Genomic DNA, 18,445 nt, shown 5'->3' with positions numbered 1-18,445 from the left:
TCTTAATGATTGATTTTGAATAATCTGTTACAATACTCGGCATATTTTTATTCAATTTTTTATCAAATTGACACGCCAAAAATTACATATTAGGTATATTATGAGTTCGCAAAATCAACCACAACATAACGAAACTGCCATTTCAGAAAATGATCTAATCGCTCAGCGCCGCGCAAAACTCGACGCCTTACAACAAAAAGCCAAGCAAGCCGGCAAAAGTGCTTATCCTAACACCTTTAAGCCTGAGAACTATTGCGGCGATTTGCAGGCGCAGTTTGATGGTGTGGATAAAGCCACCATTGAAAGTGGTGAAAAGGTGTATGCCAAGGTCGCAGGTCGCGTTATGCTCAATCGTGGCTCGTTCATCGTGATCCAAGACATGACCGATCGCATTCAGCTGTATGTGGATCGCAAAGGCTTGCCAAGTGAGACGCTTGAGCTTATCAAGTCACTGGACTTGGGCGATATCGTGGCGGCAAGCGGCTATATTGGGCGCTCAGGCAAGGGGGATTTGTATGTGCATCTTGAAGCATTTGAGCTATTGACCAAGTCGTTACGCCCACTGCCTGATAAATTTCATGGCTTGACCGATACAGAAGTCAAATACCGCAAGCGTTATTTGGATTTGATGGTGAATGAAGAGACGCGAAACACTTTTGCTATCCGCGCCAAAGTGGTGGCAGGCATTCGCGCATTTTTGACCCAAGAGCGTTTTATGGAAGTAGAAACGCCGATGATGCATGTAATTCCTGGTGGTGCGTCTGCGCGTCCTTTTGTGACGCATCATAATGCACTGGATATGCAGCTGTATTTGCGCATTGCGCCTGAATTGTATCTCAAGCGACTGGTGGTTGGTGGCTTTGATCGCGTATTTGAAATTAACCGTAACTTCCGTAATGAAGGGGTTTCGACGCGCCATAATCCTGAATTTACGATGATTGAGTTTTATCAAGCTTATGCTGATTATAAGGATTTGATGGCGCTGACCGAGCGTATGCTTGAGACATTGGCGGTGGATATTTTGGGGATGACTGATGTGCCTTATCAAGGTGAAGTGTTCAGCTTTAAAGGTCCTTTTAAGAAAATCACGATGCTTGATGCCATTTTAGAGCACAATCCTGATTTTAGCGGTGATGATATTAATGACCGTGAATTTTTGGCAAAATTTGTCAAAGATGAATTAAAACAAGAAGTGAAACCAAGTTTTGGCTTGGGTAAATTACAAACCATCGTTTTTGAAGAAACAGTTGAAACCAAGCTGCGTCAGCCGACATTTATTACTGAATATCCTGCCGAAACATCTCCGCTGGCGCGCCGAAATGACACCAATTCACATGTGACGGATCGCTTTGAGATGTTTATTGGTGGTCGCGAGCTTGCCAATGGCTTTAGTGAGCTTAATGATCCGATTGATCAAGCCGAGCGTTTTCGTGCCCAAGTCGCTGAAAAAGACGCTGGTGATGATGAAGCCATGCATTATGATGCTGATTTTATTGAAGCGCTTGAATATGGCTTACCGCCAACGGCAGGCGAGGGTATTGGTATTGACCGCCTTGTGATGCTATTTGCTGATGCTGCCAGTATTCGTGATGTGATTTTATTTCCACACATGCGCCACAAATAAGCCCTTTGTCCTATGGATAAACAATATCAGGTTTTAGCCCGAAAATATCGACCCAAAAACTTTTCCGAGCTTTTGGGTCAATCACATGTCGCCCAAGCGCTGTCCAATGCCATTGATACAGGTAGGCTGCATCATGCGTATTTATTTACTGGAACTCGCGGCGTCGGCAAGACGACCATCGCGCGTATTCTTGCCAAGTGTTTAAACTGCGAAACAGGCATGACAAGTCAGCCTTGCGGCGTCTGTGATACATGTATTAGCATTGATCAAGGGCGATTTTTGGATTTGATCGAGATTGACGCTGCTTCTCGTACCAAAGTTGAAGATACCAGAGAGCTACTTGAAAATGTGCCTTATGCGCCTGTGCAAGGTCGTTATAAAGTCTACTTGATTGACGAAGTGCACATGCTGTCTACGCATTCTTTCAATGCGCTACTTAAGACTTTGGAAGAGCCGCCAGACTATGTGAAATTTGTCTTTGCGACTACCGACCCCCAAAAACTGCCCATTACGATCATCTCGCGCTGTCTGCAATTTGTTTTGCGCCCACTGCCGCAAGCGCTTTTGTCTGAGCACTTAGCCAAAGTATTAAATGCAGAAAAGATCCCTTTTACACAAGATGCCTTATGGCAGCTGGCAAGCACTGCAAAAGGGTCGGTGCGTGACGCGCTATCGCTGACCGACCAAGCGATTGCCTTTGGTGGCGGTCAAATCCAAGCCGATACGGTCTTATCGATGCTCGGATTGGTGAATAGCACCAATGTTCTTGAGATCGTCGAGGCGATCTATCATGATGACCGTATGGCAGTTGGTCAATTCATCACCGCCATGCGTGATAAAATGGTCGATGCTGCTGCGATCTTTGATGAGCTGATTGACAGTGTTCATCACATGGCACTCATACAAGTATTGCCTGATTCTCCTTTGGACATGAATGCTGAACAAGCATATCAAATGAGGCGCTTAGCATCCTTGATCAGTCCAGATGTTCTGCAGCTGTATTATGAAATTTTAATCAAAAGTCGTGATGGTATTCGCTTGGCAAGCACGCCGATGCAGGCTTTAGAGATGGGTATCTTAAGGCTGTTGGCATTTCGACCGCTGACAGAAGGGCAGATGGCTGTTTCAAAGGATGCGCAAACAAGCCAAACGAATGACACCAGCAACCAACATAACACAGCTGATGCTATCGTCGAGAACCTCAAAGATCAAGCGAACGCTAGCAGCGAAACTCAGGCGGTATCTTCCGATATTCATTCTAACAACGATCGGCAGGCTGTCTTAACCGAATTACCGTCGCAGGCAGACGCTGAGCCGATCTTAGATCCGTTATATAATGACGATGTAACTACAAAAAGTAGTCAAAGCACAGACGATCTTACCAAGATCAATCAAGTGCAATCTATCAATACAGATACCAATTTGGAGCTATCTTCGGAGGATTTTCAGTCAAAAAAGCCTTTAAAGACTCTTGAGTCTGATTTTTCTGAAAATCCAACAGCTGAGGAAGATACGCCGAGCGATCATGACACACTGACCCAAATGGCAGCCGAGCCATCTTTTGCAGTCATGTCAGATGCCAGTGATGCCGATGAGCAGCTTTTGGCAGATTTTACTGAAGATATACAAGCTTTGCCAGCAGTTACAGCCGCGAATCTGGCTAAGACAGATACTGATGTAAAAGCTACCTACAAAGAAGATCTGATGGCTGATCAGTCATCTTTCCAAGATCGCAATCCACAGCCTATCAGCCAGTTTGATAATACCGATTCGCTTAAGTCTTTGGCACATCCGCCTAGCCAACCGATGACCAAAGCCCAAATGCTGGAGCAGCTAAAGCCTACGCCAGTCGAGCTTGATGGGCGCTGGACAAGTGAAAAATGGGATTATTGGGTGCATTTGGCGCGAGAAGCAGAGCATTTTGCACCTGATGAGCTTGCCTTGATGAGCACGAGCGTAATGACAGGTGATATTGCTGGTGATAGCTGTTTGGTGGTCTGCGAACTCAACTCGCAAGTTCAGTCAAGTTTTGAGAGCTTGCGCGCCAAATTTTTAGCGCATTATCCACAAATTACACTACTTTCTGACCCTGTGTTGGCTGATCAAGCTTTAGAAGCGCCAAAATCGCGCTTATCTCAGCGACACATCCAAGTGCAGGCACAGGCTCAAAATCAACTGGTAGATAGCCCAGTTTTTCAAACGCTTTGGCAGGACGGCTTTGTGGTGGATGATGGGACTTCGGTGCTAAGCCAATCAAAGCTACTCATTGACTAAAATTTGTCTAATCAAGCAGATATGGACATGTATCATCATACAACATGCCCCAAAAACTTAAAAATATTAAGCAAATATTGCCTAAAGATTTTGCAGTTAAAGTCATGCAAAAAACATTACAATGTGATACATTTTTTCTGAACAATCTCTTGCCAATAGATTAAAATTCCTTTATAGTTAGTAACCATAATTTTTGATAGTCTTGTAAAATTATCTTTAATTTAAAGGGTTCGGCATTATGTGTCCAATCCCATACAAATCATAACTTAACAATGACTTTTGATCATAAAATTATACATAAAATGACTGATCAGTCATCATTTTTTATAACATAACATTAGAATTTTATTATAATGATTTGCTTTTTCTTAAAATGCAGATTATATAAATTAATTAATTAAATTAAACTAAATAATTTGAGGTAAAATATGTTAGATAATTTACGAGGTATGGCGGTCTTCGCGAGCGTAGTTCGCCACGGTTCATTTAGTGGCGCAGCCAAAGAACTTGGCATTACAACCAGTGCTGTCAGTCAGCAAATTCGCTCTTTGGAAACTGATTTGGGTGTTTCTTTACTACATCGCTCAACCCGTAAGCTAAGTCTAACCGAAGCTGGCGAAAGCTTATATTCATCAGCCACCCAAATGGTGAAAGCAGCCGAACAAGGGCGTGACAGTGTGATTCAGCTTAAAGATGAGCTCTCAGGCAGTCTGCGTATTGCGACCACCCCAGAGCTTGCTAAGGCTTATCTACTGCCTGCCTTATCTGATTGGTTGGTTGAGCATGATAACTTGTCATTAAATATCATCTCGCGCGACAATCTGGATATGATTGAAGATCGCGTTGATGTGGCTTTGTTGTTGAGTGAACAGGCTCAAGGCATCGCACTTAAGACAGTAGAGCAGATGTTGGTTGCTTCACCAGACTATATTAAAAATCATGGTGATGTAGAAAATGTTAAGGCATTGGCAGCGCACACAATGATTATCTGCGGCGAAAAACCAACCGAAAGCGTCGAGTTTAAAGATGCAAATGGCAAGCAGTCTGTGCGTGTCAGCTCAAGACTGATCACAAACAATCACGCCATCGCTCTAAACTTGGCTGCTGAAGGCTATGGCATTACCAAGACCAATGCCGTCGATGCCAAAGCGCTGCTTGAGTCAGGTAAAGTTGTTAAAATCCTGCCAAACCACAGTTTGCCGACGCTGACTTTGAGCGCTGTCACCATCTCAAAAGAACAAACAACCGTCAAGGCGCAAAAGTGCATTGAAGTACTTGAAGTGCACTTTAAGAATTAATTCAATTAAGTTTTTTAAACCCTGCATGATGCAGGGTTTTTTTGTGCTTATAATACGATAAAAAAGGGCAAGATAAAAATAATGCTCACACCATTCATGAATATCTTTGCAAGTGAGTGAATTTGTGTTACCTTATAATTCATTTTTAATCAAAAATTCACATTACTTAATTTTACTCATGGCGCATTAGTATGAAAAAACAGCTCTCAAACATTCATTTGTCCAAGCCCAAGAACCGATCGCTCAAATTTGGTTACCTGGCGGTGGTGGCACTGATGTTACAAGCCTGTCAGGGTGTGGGCATGCAGACAGACAGCCTGCAGGGGCAGTCTTTGCAGATGCTACCTTTTGAGGATAATCTGTCCACGCCATCCGCTCAAGCTAAGCAAAGCCTAATCAAAGCAATGAATCAGCATCTGCTCAGTGAGCGCTATTCGCTATCAACCTATCGATATCGAGTCGTGCCTCACCTAGCCAAGGATAGCATTGACGCTGGTAGCGATAGCCTGTGGATGACAGCACTCAAGACGTATGAATATAAAACCACTGCCGATAGCGCCAGCTACCAAAGCGATGCTTACCGTACGACTGAAGATTATCTAAACGAAGAGGGGTCTTTGCCTTATTTGCGCTACGATGACGAAAAAAAGGGCGCCATACCTGATCACGCCATCACCCGAGAGGCAGCAATGGATGCGCAGTATTTGACGGCTGATTCAGACATCATGGCTGCTTATATGAATCAATATCGCTGCTTAAGCGATGCAGCCGAGACCCTCGATCAAATCGTCTCAGACAATCCCACACTCACTGTCAAAGATCGGAAAATTAAAGATCAGCTTAAAGTCATCGATGGCTGTATCACTCAAGCAAATCAAGACTTTGATGCCCAAAAATCCAACGCACAGAGCTATCAAATCGATGACATCGCCAATATCCGTCAATGCGCTACCAGTTATCAACGAGATTTAAACCAAGTGCTGTCTGCCGGTCGCAAGCATCCCTCCTTGACGGGTGAGGCTTATGATGGCTATCTGATGGCATATAATCAGTTTTTGGTCTGTGATCAAGATGTGTGGTACGGGATGGTTTATATGGATCCGCTAGGTTATATAGATCGAGGTTTGACCGCCAAACAGCTGGATGTTAGGTCGCTGATTCGTGAATGTTCACAGACTCAGCTGACAGCCAATGAAAATCTACGCCGCCAAGGTAAGACGCTGGCTAATAGCCCAGAGAGTTTTTTACAGACACATTTTGATGGCTCATATTGCATTGCCATGAGCTTAGATGAGCCTATTGATGATGTTCAAAGACCGACCAGTTTGGAAGAAGCTGACGAACTGGATACCCAGGTGTTTTTTAAGCTACTTATGAGTGAGGCGGATTCAGATGAGCCAAAGCCGGTGTTACGACAGTGGTTTGAGGCTTATAAGTCCATGAAGCTGTCAGAACGAAAAAAACCGACCAACACTGGCGCAGACAGTGACGCGATGGAGCCGCTGCCTTTACCATTACCCGAAGATATGGGCGGCATATATACCAACATGATGTCATCTATGCTGGATTATATGAAAAAAACGCCAGAGCAGCTTGATGCTAAGAATTTTTATCAGTATGAAAATACCGCCTTTACAATTCTTAGCCACTACGCGCCTGCTCAGCGCAGAATCAATTCGGTGATGGCTTTGGATTATGAATCACCAACTGCCAAGCAATCCATCCAAGCGCCGATATTGATTGACTTTGACCAAGGATCGATAACAGTTGATGCATCAGCTGCGCTGCCTGTCAGCGCGCTTGCTTTGCACAAGTATGCGCCGCTGCCCAAAGACACTAAAGATGGCATGGTGAAATTTTATTTACCCAAACCGCTTGAGGGCGTCATTCCCACAGATGTTATTTATGAAGCTATGGTTAATGGCTATTTGGCAGGATTTGGTGAATTGGATGTCGAGCGATTCACGCCAGTGGTGATGACGAGCGATCCTTATGCGCGTAAGCTTGGAGCAACTCAAGCAATAAAATTAAGCCTATCTAAACAAGAAGTCGGCAAATATATCGGTGTTATCTTAAAATACATCGCCAAAGATCTAAAAGCTTATGTTGATGCCCATCCTGAGCGTTACTCTGAAGATTCAGACGATCCGATCAATGCCGCCAAAATTAAGCAAATCATTGATGATTGGGTGCTGATTAATCAAGGTCATCACACAGATGATATTGGCAGTGCATTGGCGCTACTTGAGTCGATCATGCCGATGAGCTCGTCGGATCATATATATTATTATTTAAACAGTCGTGGTCAGCTCATTGGTTTGCAGTACATCCAAAGCATCAATCAGCACATGCAAAATACACGAACGCAGACCATTGCCCAAACACGCTTTAGCAGTCAGCCGATCGCTCATCCTTATGCCTCAAAGCTCATTGATGGCACTAAAGATAGCTCAGATGGGAATGCTTGGGTTCATACCATTCGCCAAGATATTAAATTGGGTGAATTGGCAAGACAAGCTCGCGATGATTACGACGCCGTCATTGATGACAGTGACGCCGCCTTAATCCTTGATGACAGTGACGCTGACTTAACAGATAAATAATAAGACTGAGAGTGATTTATGCAAACTAAATTAAACCCAATTGCGGCGCTGGTATGTTTGGCGGCTTTGACAGGCTGCGCAAATACCGCTGCTGTCGCACCCAAAGCTGTCAGCTCAGCCACAGCAAAACAAGATTTATCAGAAGCCATCACAGCACAAATGCGCAGCTCTTTTGGTTATGAAACGGATATTTTTGTTTCTAACGCAATTCGCGAGCAGGCATTGGCAGCTCAAGCCGATCACAGCGATCAAAATCTAGCTCAGCACTGTGAGACTCAGCATGACACAGCCTATATCTCTTTGACTAAGGCATTGATGGCTGAGCAAAAGGTCGCGATGGAAGATATCGAAAAAACCCAAGCATTTGATCAAATTCGCAAGACATATTTAGCGTGCATCAATGAGCGGTACGAATTACAAGAAGCTGGCATTGAAAGCTTTGATATTGAAGCTTTTTTGAGCAGTACCAAAAATATGACCCCTTCTGAGCAGTTTGATTTATTGTACGATGAGCTGCAGGAAAAGGAGCTGAGCGACAGCGCCATCCGTGCTGCCAATGAAGCTGGTTATAATGCCGAGCGCAATCAAGAAGATACCGCGCTTGAACAAAAAAAAGCCAAATTACTCAATGCTTATTTGATTGAGCCAAGCGCCTTGAGTATCAAGGGTAATTATCAGCCACTGCTTGGAAAATTTACCGCGCTGCCTGCCATCAGTTATGATGCCAAAAATATCGCGCTGTATCTGAATCAGCCGCTTTATATTGACCTAAAGCAAGGTATTGTTTATCTGTGGGCGGATAATTTTGCCATGCTCAATAGTGAAACTCTTGATAAACAGCTTGGCACCAAGTGGCGTGATAAGTGGCTAGCCATTCGCCTTAATGATGGCAGCCTGCCGCCTGACTTTGCCAAAGATCTGATTGGGTATGTGTGGCATGCCAAAAAACAAAGCTTTGATAGCTTGGATGTGAGTGCGTTTGAGATGGTCAATGATGACACTGTTCTTATGATGCCCAATCTGTTGGATAATTTATCATCCAAAGCCGTCGATACCATCAAAGGCACAGGGCGAATCATCCGCCTAAATCCCAATGCCCAAGACCAAGCTTATGCTCGATATTTATTTGCCGATACTTTATATCGTAGCATCGTGGATAATTATAGCGAATTTGCCGAGCCAAGCTTTGGGAATGTGGAGCGCACGATTGAAGATGGGCAAAGTGTCATTGAAGTTGTCAATGTTAATCACGCTCAAGATCACGAAGAGTCGCCCACCGAAGTCAAAATTGACAGTCGATTATTTGTCAGAATGTTATTAAACGCCTTGGCAAAAATTAGCTATGGCTACCAATCCGATGTCCAGTATCGAGATCAAATGACGGAAGTTGAACCTTCACCTTATCAGCCGCTGTCACATTATGGCTTGACAGGTAATAAAATTGGCTGGATACATCAGCGTCAATACCTGCCCAACCCCTTTGTAAATAAAGAAAATTCAAGCCTGCGCCTAGAGCAGCCCATGCTGATTGATGTGTTTACAACCATCACGCCAGTTCAAAAAGATGAATTTGCGCGTCTGCCTGCCCATCTGCGTACACCAAATGCCCAAAACTCGGTGAATGTGATGGATTATAGCCGCGAGCTTGTGGAGCGCATCAAGTCAGGTGACGATAAATACAGCCAAATGCTCATCGCGCTACTGACGGGTGAGGGTGCGGTAGGTGAGGGCATTTATGATGAGCCACCATCGATCGATGATGACGTCAGCCCATCTCAAGAAGGTGACACATCATTTGAGTGAGCATAACGCTTTGGCATACTAGACCTCTTATAAACCTAAGGAGGTCTTTAAATATGCAGCAGCCAGTCTTTGGAGGCTTTGAGCAGAAAATTTTCAAAGCTTTTCATGGCGGGCGTTTGGCTGCGTTGGCGGTGTTTATATAGTAAAAATTCATAGCCAATCTGCGGCTCATGAATCGGAATCATGACCAAGCCTTGTTCATCCACCCAAGATTTGGCATAGCCAAGCGCCATGGTGATCCCAAGTCCTTCTTTGACCATGCCCAAAGCCGTTGATAAAAAATTGACTTGATAATCGCTGCGAAACAGACGCGTGCGAATATCCAAAGGTAGCTTTTCATTGATATGGTCGGCAAAAGGTGCTTGCACTGTGATCAAATCACCTTCATTAAGATCCTGCCATGTCAGCGCCTTTGAGTCTGCTAGGGGATGATCTGCACGCACCACCAGTCCAAAGGATGACCGAAACAGCCTGGTCTGCATCAGCTCATTACTATGCAAAAGATCAGGTCCTAGCCCAATGTCCGCCTCCAGCATCTGCACATGATCCACCACCTCTTCAATTGAGCAGTCAATCAAAGTCACTTGAATATCAGGATACGCCTCTTTGAATAAGCGGATCAGTTTGGGTATCGAAGCGGCGGCTAGCTGCTGCGGCGCTGCGATACGCACTTTACCTTGGTGATAGTCTTGTAAATCATGGACTTCATGACTCATCAGCTGCATATCATTGAGCACTTTATTGGCATGCGGTAGCAGCCGCTCACCGGCTTCCGTCAAATGGATTTGGCGTGTGGTTCGGTCAAATAGGCGCATATCCAGCTGCTTTTCCATCTCTTTGATCAGCCCGCTTAGGGATGATTGAGTCAAGTGCAGCTCAGCGGCTGCCTTACTAAAGCTGTGATGGCGCGCGATGCTGGCAAAAGCTTTGAGCTGACGAAAAGTAATATTCATAGGATTATCCAATAATTATGATAAAAATTCCATTTGTGCGCAATTTTCGCTTATTTTATGATAAGTCATCACTGAAAGACAAGTAGCATCACCCACAAAAGGAGTATTTTATGGCAGATTTATTTGAAAACCCAATGGGACTGTGTGGTTTTGAATTTGTAGAGTTTGCAAGCCCAACGCCAAATGTGCTTGAGCCATTATTCGAAAAAATGGGATTTAGTTTGGTTGCCAAGCATCGCTCAAAGGATGTGCTGTTGTATCGTCAGGGCGGTATTAATTTTATTGTCAATCGCGAGCCCAATTCTGAGGCGATGTATTTTGCCAATGAGCATGGTCCATCAGCTTGTGGCATGGCATTTCGTGTCCGTGATGCACAGTTTGCGTACCGTCGGGCGATTGAATTGGGCGCAAAGCCCATTGAGATACCGACATCGGTCATGGAGCTTCGTCTGCCTGCCATCCGCGGTATTGGCGGCGCACCGCTGTATTTGATTGATCGATTTGAGGCTGGTAAATCCATTTATGATATTGATTTTGAATTTCTTGAAGGCGTCAATCCCAATCCTGTTGGTTATGGTTTTGAGGTCATTGACCATTTGACGCACAATGTTTATCGTGGTCGGATGGATTATTGGGCGAAATTTTATGAAAAGCTATTTAATTTTCAAGAAATGCGCTATTTTGACATCAAGGGTGAATACACAGGCTTGACCAGTCGCGCGATGACGGCGCCTGATGGCTTAATCCGAATCCCGCTCAATGAAGAAGCCAAACAAGGCGGCGGTCAGATCGAGGAATATCTCATGGCGTTTGGAGGCGAAGGCATACAGCATATCGCGCTTTTGACAGACGATTTGACCAATGCCATCGATCAGCTAAAAGCAGCTGGCATACCATTGATGACTGCGCCTAACGATGCCTATTATGAGATGCTTGATGAGCGACTGCCGGGTCATGGCGAGGATGTGTCCGCACTCCAAAGTCGTGGCATCTTGCTAGATGGGACCACCGAAGGCGGTCATCCCCGATTGTTATTGCAAATTTTTTCAGAAACCGCGTTAGGTCCAGTGTTTTTTGAATTCATTCAGCGTAAAGGTGATTACCGAGAAGGGTTTGGCGAGGGGAATTTTAAGGCGCTGTTTGAGTCGCTTGAGCGCGATCAGATCCGCCGTGGTGCCTTGCAGGTCTAAAACGAGTTTGAGGTGGTATTTGCGGTCTGATCACCTGCTTGTAAGTTTGGGTAGGCTATATCAGACGGCAAATATCCGCTTGTTTGAATTTCACTATTGAGGGCATGTGTTTTAAGGGTTAGGCTGATTAATTGGACGCTTTTTGAGATGGAGTTTGGTCGGGTGAAATTGATCACAGTCTATACTTTGCTACATTAAATTTAGTTAAATTGTGTGCTTGATACCTTACAGATAGCTATATTATTTAACGGTACTGCAAAACTTTCATTATAAATTTGTAACAATTAATGAAAATTATTGCTGTAAGTAAAATCCCACAATTTTTGTGGTAAAATAGGATATATCCGAAAAAGGGGACAGTCCATGAAATCCATCAAGCGAAACAGCCAAAATTTGGCAATTTTACTTGCGATGACTGCTGGGGCGCACAGCGCACATGCATTCTCAATCGATCAAAGCCAGCAGCGTGTGACCGTGCAGCCTGCTCAGATGACCACATCTCAGTCTGTTTATATTGAGCCTGCCGCTCAGGTAAGCACAAGAACACAAGTCAGCGTACAACCTGCAACACAAGCGTATACTGCTACCAGAGTTGATATTCAGCCGCAGCTTGCCGCCACAACCCAAACTCACACCACCACCTATGCAATGACCAGTGCGCCTAGCGCTCAGGTAACCAATTATAGCAGCCAAACCAGCTATGCTGGCAGTTTTTATGATCTGCCCGTCAGTACAAGTTCTGCGGCGGTCTTGGTGTATGATTTGCAGGATGGTAAGCCAATCTATGGTAAGAATGCGGATGTTCAGCGCTCGATCGCATCTATCAGTAAAGTAATGACGGCGATGGTTATCTTGGATGCTGAGCTTGATATGCGTGAAGAGATTACTTTGATTGCTTCGGATTTGGTGGGTGCTAAACAAGCAAGCACACGCCTAAAAGCTGGCGACCGTATGACACGCTCTGAATTTACTCTGATGACGCTCATGCGTTCTGAAAATCCAGCCGCTAAGGCTTTGGCGCGTACTTATCCAGGCGGTTATGATGCCTTTATCGCCGCCATGAACCAAAAAGCGCGCGATCTAGGCATGTATCAGACAAAATTTAGTGACTCATCAGGCTTAGATCCGCGCAATATGTCATCTGCTAATGATCTATTGATCATGATGAAGGCAGTCAATAGTGACCCTCGTTATCACAGTATCCGCAACTTCTCCACAGCGCCGACCTATGATTTTTATATCACAAATTATAACAGTGGTAATCGCACCTACAAAGGCAACAATACCAACCGTCTAGTGAGAGAAGGTGCTTATCCGATCGGTGTTCAAAAAACTGGCTATATCCGCGAAGCTGGTTATAGCGTCGTCATGGAAACCAATGTCAATAATCGTCCTGCAATCGTCGTATTATTAGGCGCATCAAACAGCGCAAACCGCTGGAGTGACGCTGAGACAATCTTAACCGAGCTTGCTTATCGCCGTTAAGCAGTTTGACAGGATATCAAATCGCCCAAGCATGACTTAGGGCGATTTTTGTTTTAAACATTGAGTCAATGATAGGGCGAATTTTCAATTATTCAAACTATCCATAAAAAAAACCACGCCCAAATTAGAGCGTGGTTATGTGAGCCTTAAGCGGCTTAATCTTTGGTATTTTGAAGTTCAGGATCGGCAAATACCACCACTTCTTCTTCAAATTCAGGTTTGATTTTGACGACAAAATCTTCTCTAGACAAGCCCATCATGAGTGGAATCGAGCTTGCGATATAGACCGATGAATAAGTACCAGCGATCAAACCGATAAATAATGCCACAGAGAACCAATACAGACCATCACCGCCCAAAAATAGCATCGCGACAACCACGACAAATACTGTACCTACAGTCATGATGGTGCGTCTTAGGGTTTCGGTCAATGATAAGTCAAGTACTTGACGAGGTGTCAGACCGCGCACTCGGCGAAAATTCTCACGAATACGGTCATAGACGACGATGGTATCATTCACCGAATAACCAATCAATGCCAAAACAGCTGCCAAAACCGTCAGATCAAACGGCCAACCCATAATGGCAAACACGCCAACGACAATGATCACATCATGAAACAAAGCCAGCACAGCACCCAAGGCGAGCTTGAACTGAAAGCGCGTCGCGACATAAAGCAGCATCATTCCCAGTGCCACCGACATGGCGAGCAAGGAGTTTAGGTAAATTTCATTACCCAGCTGACTCCCGATGATGCTGATGCTATCGATGGTTGATGGGTTATTTGGAAAATTGAGAATCTGATCCAAAGCAGCGCTTAGGTTTTCGGCTGAGCCATCTTGGGGTGGTAAGCGCACCAAAAGCTCTTGGCGCGTTCCTAAGTATTGGACAACTGCATCATTGAAGCCATTATCTGCCAATGCCTGAACGACTTGTGCTTGTTCGACGGGCTGCTCGTATGCGACATTGGCAGACACACCGCCTGTAAAGTCCAGTCCAAAGTTTAAACCCTTAACTATAAGCGCTATCAGTCCTGCAAGTATAAAAAGCACCGAAAATGCCATCATGGGCTTCTCAAGCTTCATAAAAGGAATGATGCGCTGATTGGCGATGAGCTTGACGCCACCGGCTTTTTCGGCAGCTTCATCGCCTGCTTCGGCAATCAGTGATTGATCGGCTAGGGCATTTTGATTGGTGGCAGCATTGGCGCCTTTTCCGTCACGACGCGGCGCACGACGACGGCGCGGTGGCTGTGCTGCGTTTGGGTCGATAGGGTTATTTTCGTTATTCATTTTTAACTCCTAACCGATGCTAAGTTTGGTTAAGTTTTTGCGATGACCATACCAAATCTGAATCATGGCACGAGTTACTAAAATCGCAGTAAACAAAGAGCTGATAATACCAATCGCAAGCGTAATTGCAAACCCTTTGATCGGTCCGGTACCAATGGCAAATAAGATAAATGCAATCAATAGCGTGGTGATGTTAGCATCAAAAATTGAGCTAAACGCACGATCAAAACCTGCCACGATGGCGGATTTTGCACGAGCCCCATTAGCAAGCTCTTCGCGAATACGCTCAAAGATCAAGACGTTGGCATCAACCGCCATACCGATGGTTAATACAATCCCGGCGATACCAGGCAAAGTCAATGATGAGCCTAATATGGACATGATGGCAACCATCATAATGACGTTAAAGGCTAGGGCGATATTAGCAATCACGCCAAACGCACGATAAAACACAATCATCCATAAGAACACCAAAAGATAGCCGACCTGTGTCGAGAACAAACCTTTGTCGATATTATCTTGACCCAAAGAAGGACCAATGGTTCGCTCTTCGACAAAGTACATCGGTGCAGCCAAGGCACCTGAGCGCAATAGGAGTGCAAGCTCGCCTGCTTCTGCATCTGAATCCAAACCTGTGATCACAAATGAAGAGCCTAAAACCGCCTGAATGGTCGCGCGGTTTATGATGCGTGACTCGGTATAAGGCGTGCGCACCTCGACAAGCTCGCCAGTTGCAGAATCTTCTTCAAAGCTGACCCGTTGTTTATTTTCAATAAATAGCACTGCCATCTGTTTGCCCACAGCGGTGCGAGTGGCGTTTTGCATGAGTCTGCCACCTGCTGTATCCAGGGTGATATTCACCTGTGGGCGTCCATTCTCATCCAAACCTGACTGCGCCCCTTGAACGCGCTCACCTGTGATGATGGACTGACGCTCAAGCAGCATAGGCTGACCATCCAAAGAACCAAACGGAAAAGCTTCGGTACCTGCCGGTGGGATGCCGCCTGCATAATTCATGTCCTGTTCGCTCACCATGCGAAACTCAAGATTGGCAGTACGACCCAAAACACGCTTGGCTTCCGCGGTGTCTTGCACGCCAGGCAGCTCAACGACGATGCGGTTAGCGCCTTGAGATTGTACCAATGCTTCAGCCACGCCAAGCTCATTGATACGATTTCTAAGCGTGGTTAAGTTTTGACCGACAGCATAGTCATTAATTTCTTGAATTTTAGCATCAGTATAAGTCAGCTCAAGCGCCGCCCCTTCAGTATCAGCAAAGGGACGCAGTGCAAAGTCTGTACCAACTTGATTTTGTAGCACAGACTGAGCGCGCCCACGATCGTCTGTATTGATGAAAGTCAGCACCATGCCATTATCGGTCATGCGCAGACTTTGAACTGGGATCTGCTCGCCACGCAGTGTACGGCGTACATCTTGGCTGGCGGTGGTGAGACGCTGTTCAAGCGCTTTTGCCATATCAACTTCTAACACAAATCTCACGCCGCCGCGCAAGTCCAGACCAAGCTTCATGGGAGCAGCGCCCAAATTGCGTAGCCATTCAGGCGTAGTTTGTGCCAAATTAAGTGCGACCACATACTGTTCGCCTAAGTCTCGGCGCAGCACTTCTTGTGCCTTAAGCTGATCTTCAGCATTTGATAAGCGAAGCAGTGCACTGTTATTTTCAAAGCTGCCATTATGGTGACTTAGTCCTGCTTGTGTCAGCAGACCCTCAGCTTGTGTCAGCACATCTTGAGTTAATTGTGTACCTGCGCTCGCGCCTGTAATTTGCACAGCAGGCTCATCAGGATATAGGTTGGGTAATGCGTAGATGCCAGAGATAAAGAGCACCACAGCAATTAATATATATTTCCAAGCAGGGTAGTGCATAGGGTATTCTTATTAGATAGAGCAAGATGATGAATTCATCTCATCAATTTGCAAAAAAACTGACCCAAGCAATTAATTAATTTATCTAAGTCAATGCTTGGGCTTAGGATGGGTTAGATGTTGTCAATGGTACCGGCAGGTAGCACCATCAGGACGCTTGCACGCTGAATTTTAACATCAGTTGAGTTATTCAGTGTGATTACAGCATAGTCGCCTTCAACTTTCTTAACGCGACCGATCAGACCGCCAGCGAACACAACTTCATTACCTGCAGCTAGGCTATCCACCATGGCTTTGTGCTGCTTGTTGCGCTTTGATTGTGGGCGAATGATCAAAAAATAGAAAATTGCAAAAAACGCTACAGGAATCAGCAGGTTCATAAATAATGACTGCTGACCTGCAGGTGCGCCTGCGGTTGCGTGCGCGGCAGTGATAAATAAATCTAACATCAAAAACTCCTAAATCTTAAAAGACGGTGGACTATTTCAATCATGATCCACAGCCACCGCCCATTTCCAAAATATAAACCTTACTTGAGAAATGTATCTATCTAAATCACTCAAGTAAAAGTCAAAATAACGCATATCATAGCATATTTTTGGGGGTCTGACATGGATTTTTGGTGTTGTTACTGATGTGCGATAAAATACACTAAAAACAATACTTGCACATCGCTTAATTTTCACTTAATATGAGTGCTAATTTTTGCAATTTTACATCGTATATGTCCCGACCGCGACCCCGAAATTTGGCAAATGCATCTGTTTCACGCCTGATTTTTGCTGCATTATTGGCGGCTATTTTTATCCCCTTGACCGCACACGCTGCTTTTGAGCTCGGCGGTACACCTACCAACCTTGCCTTGTTGATTTTCTTCATCTCCTTATCGCTGATTGTATCCTTTTTATGTTCAATCTCTGAGGCGGCGCTTTTGACGATGACGCCTTCATATATTGACACCCTGGCTGAGGACGATCCTAAGGGCGCAGCACTGCTTAAAAGTGTCAAAGTTGATAATATTGAAAAGTCAATTTCGGCAATCTTGACGCTAAATACCGTTGCGCATACACTGGGCTCACTTGGGGCAGGCGCTCAAGCGGTGATTGTATTTGGCAATGCTTGGTTTGGGGTATTTAGCGGCGTGATGACGCTGATTATCTTAATTGGCACAGAAATTATCCCAAAAACGATTGGTACGGCATATTGGCGACGCTTTGCGATGCCTGTGGCGTATTATGTGCGTGCAATTAATGTGGCGTTATTACCGATCATTTGGGTGACAGAAAAGATTTCACGAATGCTGACGCGCGGTAATCAAGAAAGCAGCTTCAATCGTCATGAGTTTTTGGCGCTTGCTAATCAAGGTGAAAGCTCAGGTCAGATGAGCGAGATGGAAACGCGAATTATCAAAAACTCTCTGGCGCTCAGTGTGATCAATGTCGAAGATATCGTCACGCCGCGCTCGGTCGTCAGTGCATTTGATGAAAATATGACTGTCGGCGATGTGTTTGCTCAATATCCTAAGCTACCATTTTCACGCTTTCCGATTTTTGATGAAGATTTAGATAATGCAACAGGGTTTGTCTTAAAGTCTGATTTATTAATCGCCAAGGCAAACCAAGAGATTCATACGCCCATCAAGCAGTTTCGGCGCGATATTAACTTTGTGTTTGCCAAGATGAAATTGTTTGATTTGCTTGATTTGATGCTCAAAGAGCGCGTTCACATTGCTTTGGCAGTGGGGGAGTTTGGTGAAGTCAAGGGCTTGGTGAGCTTGGAAGATGTGCTTGAGACTTTACTTGGGCTTGAGATTGTCGATGAGTTTGATCGTGTCGATGATATGCAAACCCTTGCTCGTCAGCTGATGGACAGACGCATGGCACGACTTGGTGCAAAACTTGAAGAAGATGCGCCTTTTGATGAAAAATAGTCTGACTCTGCCAAATCACTTCTAAATGAAACAAAATGTAACAATTTGCCATCATGCTTTAAGCTTACTATGCTATTTTAGCTTAAGATCATTCCGTCATGAGTAC

The 18,445-nt window shown here is 44.9% G+C and carries 12 protein-coding genes; 8 read left to right on the top strand and 4 right to left on the bottom strand.

What is annotated here, in order from left to right:
• Window positions 1-100: 100 nt before the first annotated feature.
• The 5 genes from lysS (at window position 101) to U0021_RS00510 (ending at window position 9,602) form a co-directional block, all read left to right on the top strand.
• Window positions 101-1,624 (top strand): lysine--tRNA ligase, encoded by a 1,524-nt coding sequence (gene lysS, locus U0021_RS00530; protein WP_114800229.1) that lies wholly within the window; start codon window positions 101-103, stop codon window positions 1,622-1,624.
• 12 nt (window positions 1,625-1,636) lie between these two features.
• Window positions 1,637-3,898 carry a DNA polymerase III subunit gamma/tau gene (dnaX, locus tag U0021_RS00525; protein WP_114800230.1) on the top strand — a complete coding sequence of 754 codons (2,262 nt, stop codon included), beginning with the start codon at window positions 1,637-1,639 and terminating at the stop codon, window positions 3,896-3,898.
• 428 nt (window positions 3,899-4,326) lie between these two features.
• On the top strand, window positions 4,327-5,196 hold the full coding sequence (locus U0021_RS00520) for a LysR family transcriptional regulator (protein ID WP_114800231.1): 870 nt from the start codon (window positions 4,327-4,329) through the stop codon (window positions 5,194-5,196).
• A gap of 191 nt (window positions 5,197-5,387) precedes the next feature.
• Complete coding sequence (locus tag U0021_RS00515; RefSeq protein WP_114800232.1) at window positions 5,388-7,799, top strand: hypothetical protein; 2,412 nt, start codon at window positions 5,388-5,390, stop codon at window positions 7,797-7,799.
• A gap of 18 nt (window positions 7,800-7,817) precedes the next feature.
• Window positions 7,818-9,602, top strand: coding sequence for a hypothetical protein (locus U0021_RS00510; RefSeq protein ID WP_114800233.1), 1,785 nt, complete (start codon window positions 7,818-7,820; stop codon window positions 9,600-9,602).
• A gap of 47 nt (window positions 9,603-9,649) precedes the next feature.
• Here U0021_RS00510 and U0021_RS00505 read toward each other — a convergent pair whose 3' ends face one another.
• Complete coding sequence (locus tag U0021_RS00505; RefSeq protein WP_114800234.1) at window positions 9,650-10,555, bottom strand: LysR family transcriptional regulator; 906 nt, start codon at window positions 10,553-10,555, stop codon at window positions 9,650-9,652.
• A gap of 110 nt (window positions 10,556-10,665) precedes the next feature.
• Here U0021_RS00505 and hppD point away from each other — a divergent pair, with 110 nt between their 5' ends.
• Entirely contained in the window at window positions 10,666-11,745 is a 1,080-nt protein-coding gene (gene hppD, locus U0021_RS00500; protein WP_114800235.1) for a 4-hydroxyphenylpyruvate dioxygenase, read from the top strand.
• Between the two features lie 363 nt (window positions 11,746-12,108).
• Window positions 12,109-13,230, top strand: a complete 1,122-nt coding sequence (locus tag U0021_RS00495) for a D-alanyl-D-alanine carboxypeptidase family protein (RefSeq protein WP_114800236.1) — start codon at window positions 12,109-12,111, stop codon at window positions 13,228-13,230.
• Window positions 13,231-13,385: 155 nt separating this feature from the next.
• Here the strand turns inward: U0021_RS00495 and secF are convergent, their stop codons facing one another.
• The 3 genes from secF to yajC form a co-directional block, all read right to left on the bottom strand.
• Window positions 13,386-14,522 (bottom strand): protein translocase subunit SecF, encoded by a 1,137-nt coding sequence (secF, locus tag U0021_RS00490; RefSeq protein WP_327037524.1) that lies wholly within the window; start codon window positions 14,520-14,522, stop codon window positions 13,386-13,388.
• A 9-nt stretch (window positions 14,523-14,531) separates the two neighbouring features.
• Window positions 14,532-16,409, bottom strand: coding sequence for a protein translocase subunit SecD (gene secD, locus U0021_RS00485; protein WP_114800914.1), 1,878 nt, complete (start codon window positions 16,407-16,409; stop codon window positions 14,532-14,534).
• Between the two features lie 113 nt (window positions 16,410-16,522).
• The gene (yajC, locus tag U0021_RS00480) at window positions 16,523-16,858 is read right to left on the bottom strand and encodes a preprotein translocase subunit YajC (protein ID WP_049237569.1); all 336 of its coding nucleotides are present in this window, start codon (window positions 16,856-16,858) and stop codon (window positions 16,523-16,525) included.
• Between the two features lie 488 nt (window positions 16,859-17,346).
• On the opposite strand from yajC, the gene U0021_RS00475 reads away from it, so the two are divergent.
• Entirely contained in the window at window positions 17,347-18,339 is a 993-nt protein-coding gene (locus U0021_RS00475; protein WP_327037567.1) for a CNNM domain-containing protein, read from the top strand.
• The last annotated feature ends 106 nt before the right edge of the window (window positions 18,340-18,445 follow it).

It is taken from the genome of Moraxella canis, from assembly GCF_034424565.1.
GTDB classification, from domain to species: domain Bacteria; phylum Pseudomonadota; class Gammaproteobacteria; order Pseudomonadales; family Moraxellaceae; genus Moraxella; species Moraxella canis.
This window is presented reverse-complemented; position numbering and strand designations above follow the sequence as displayed.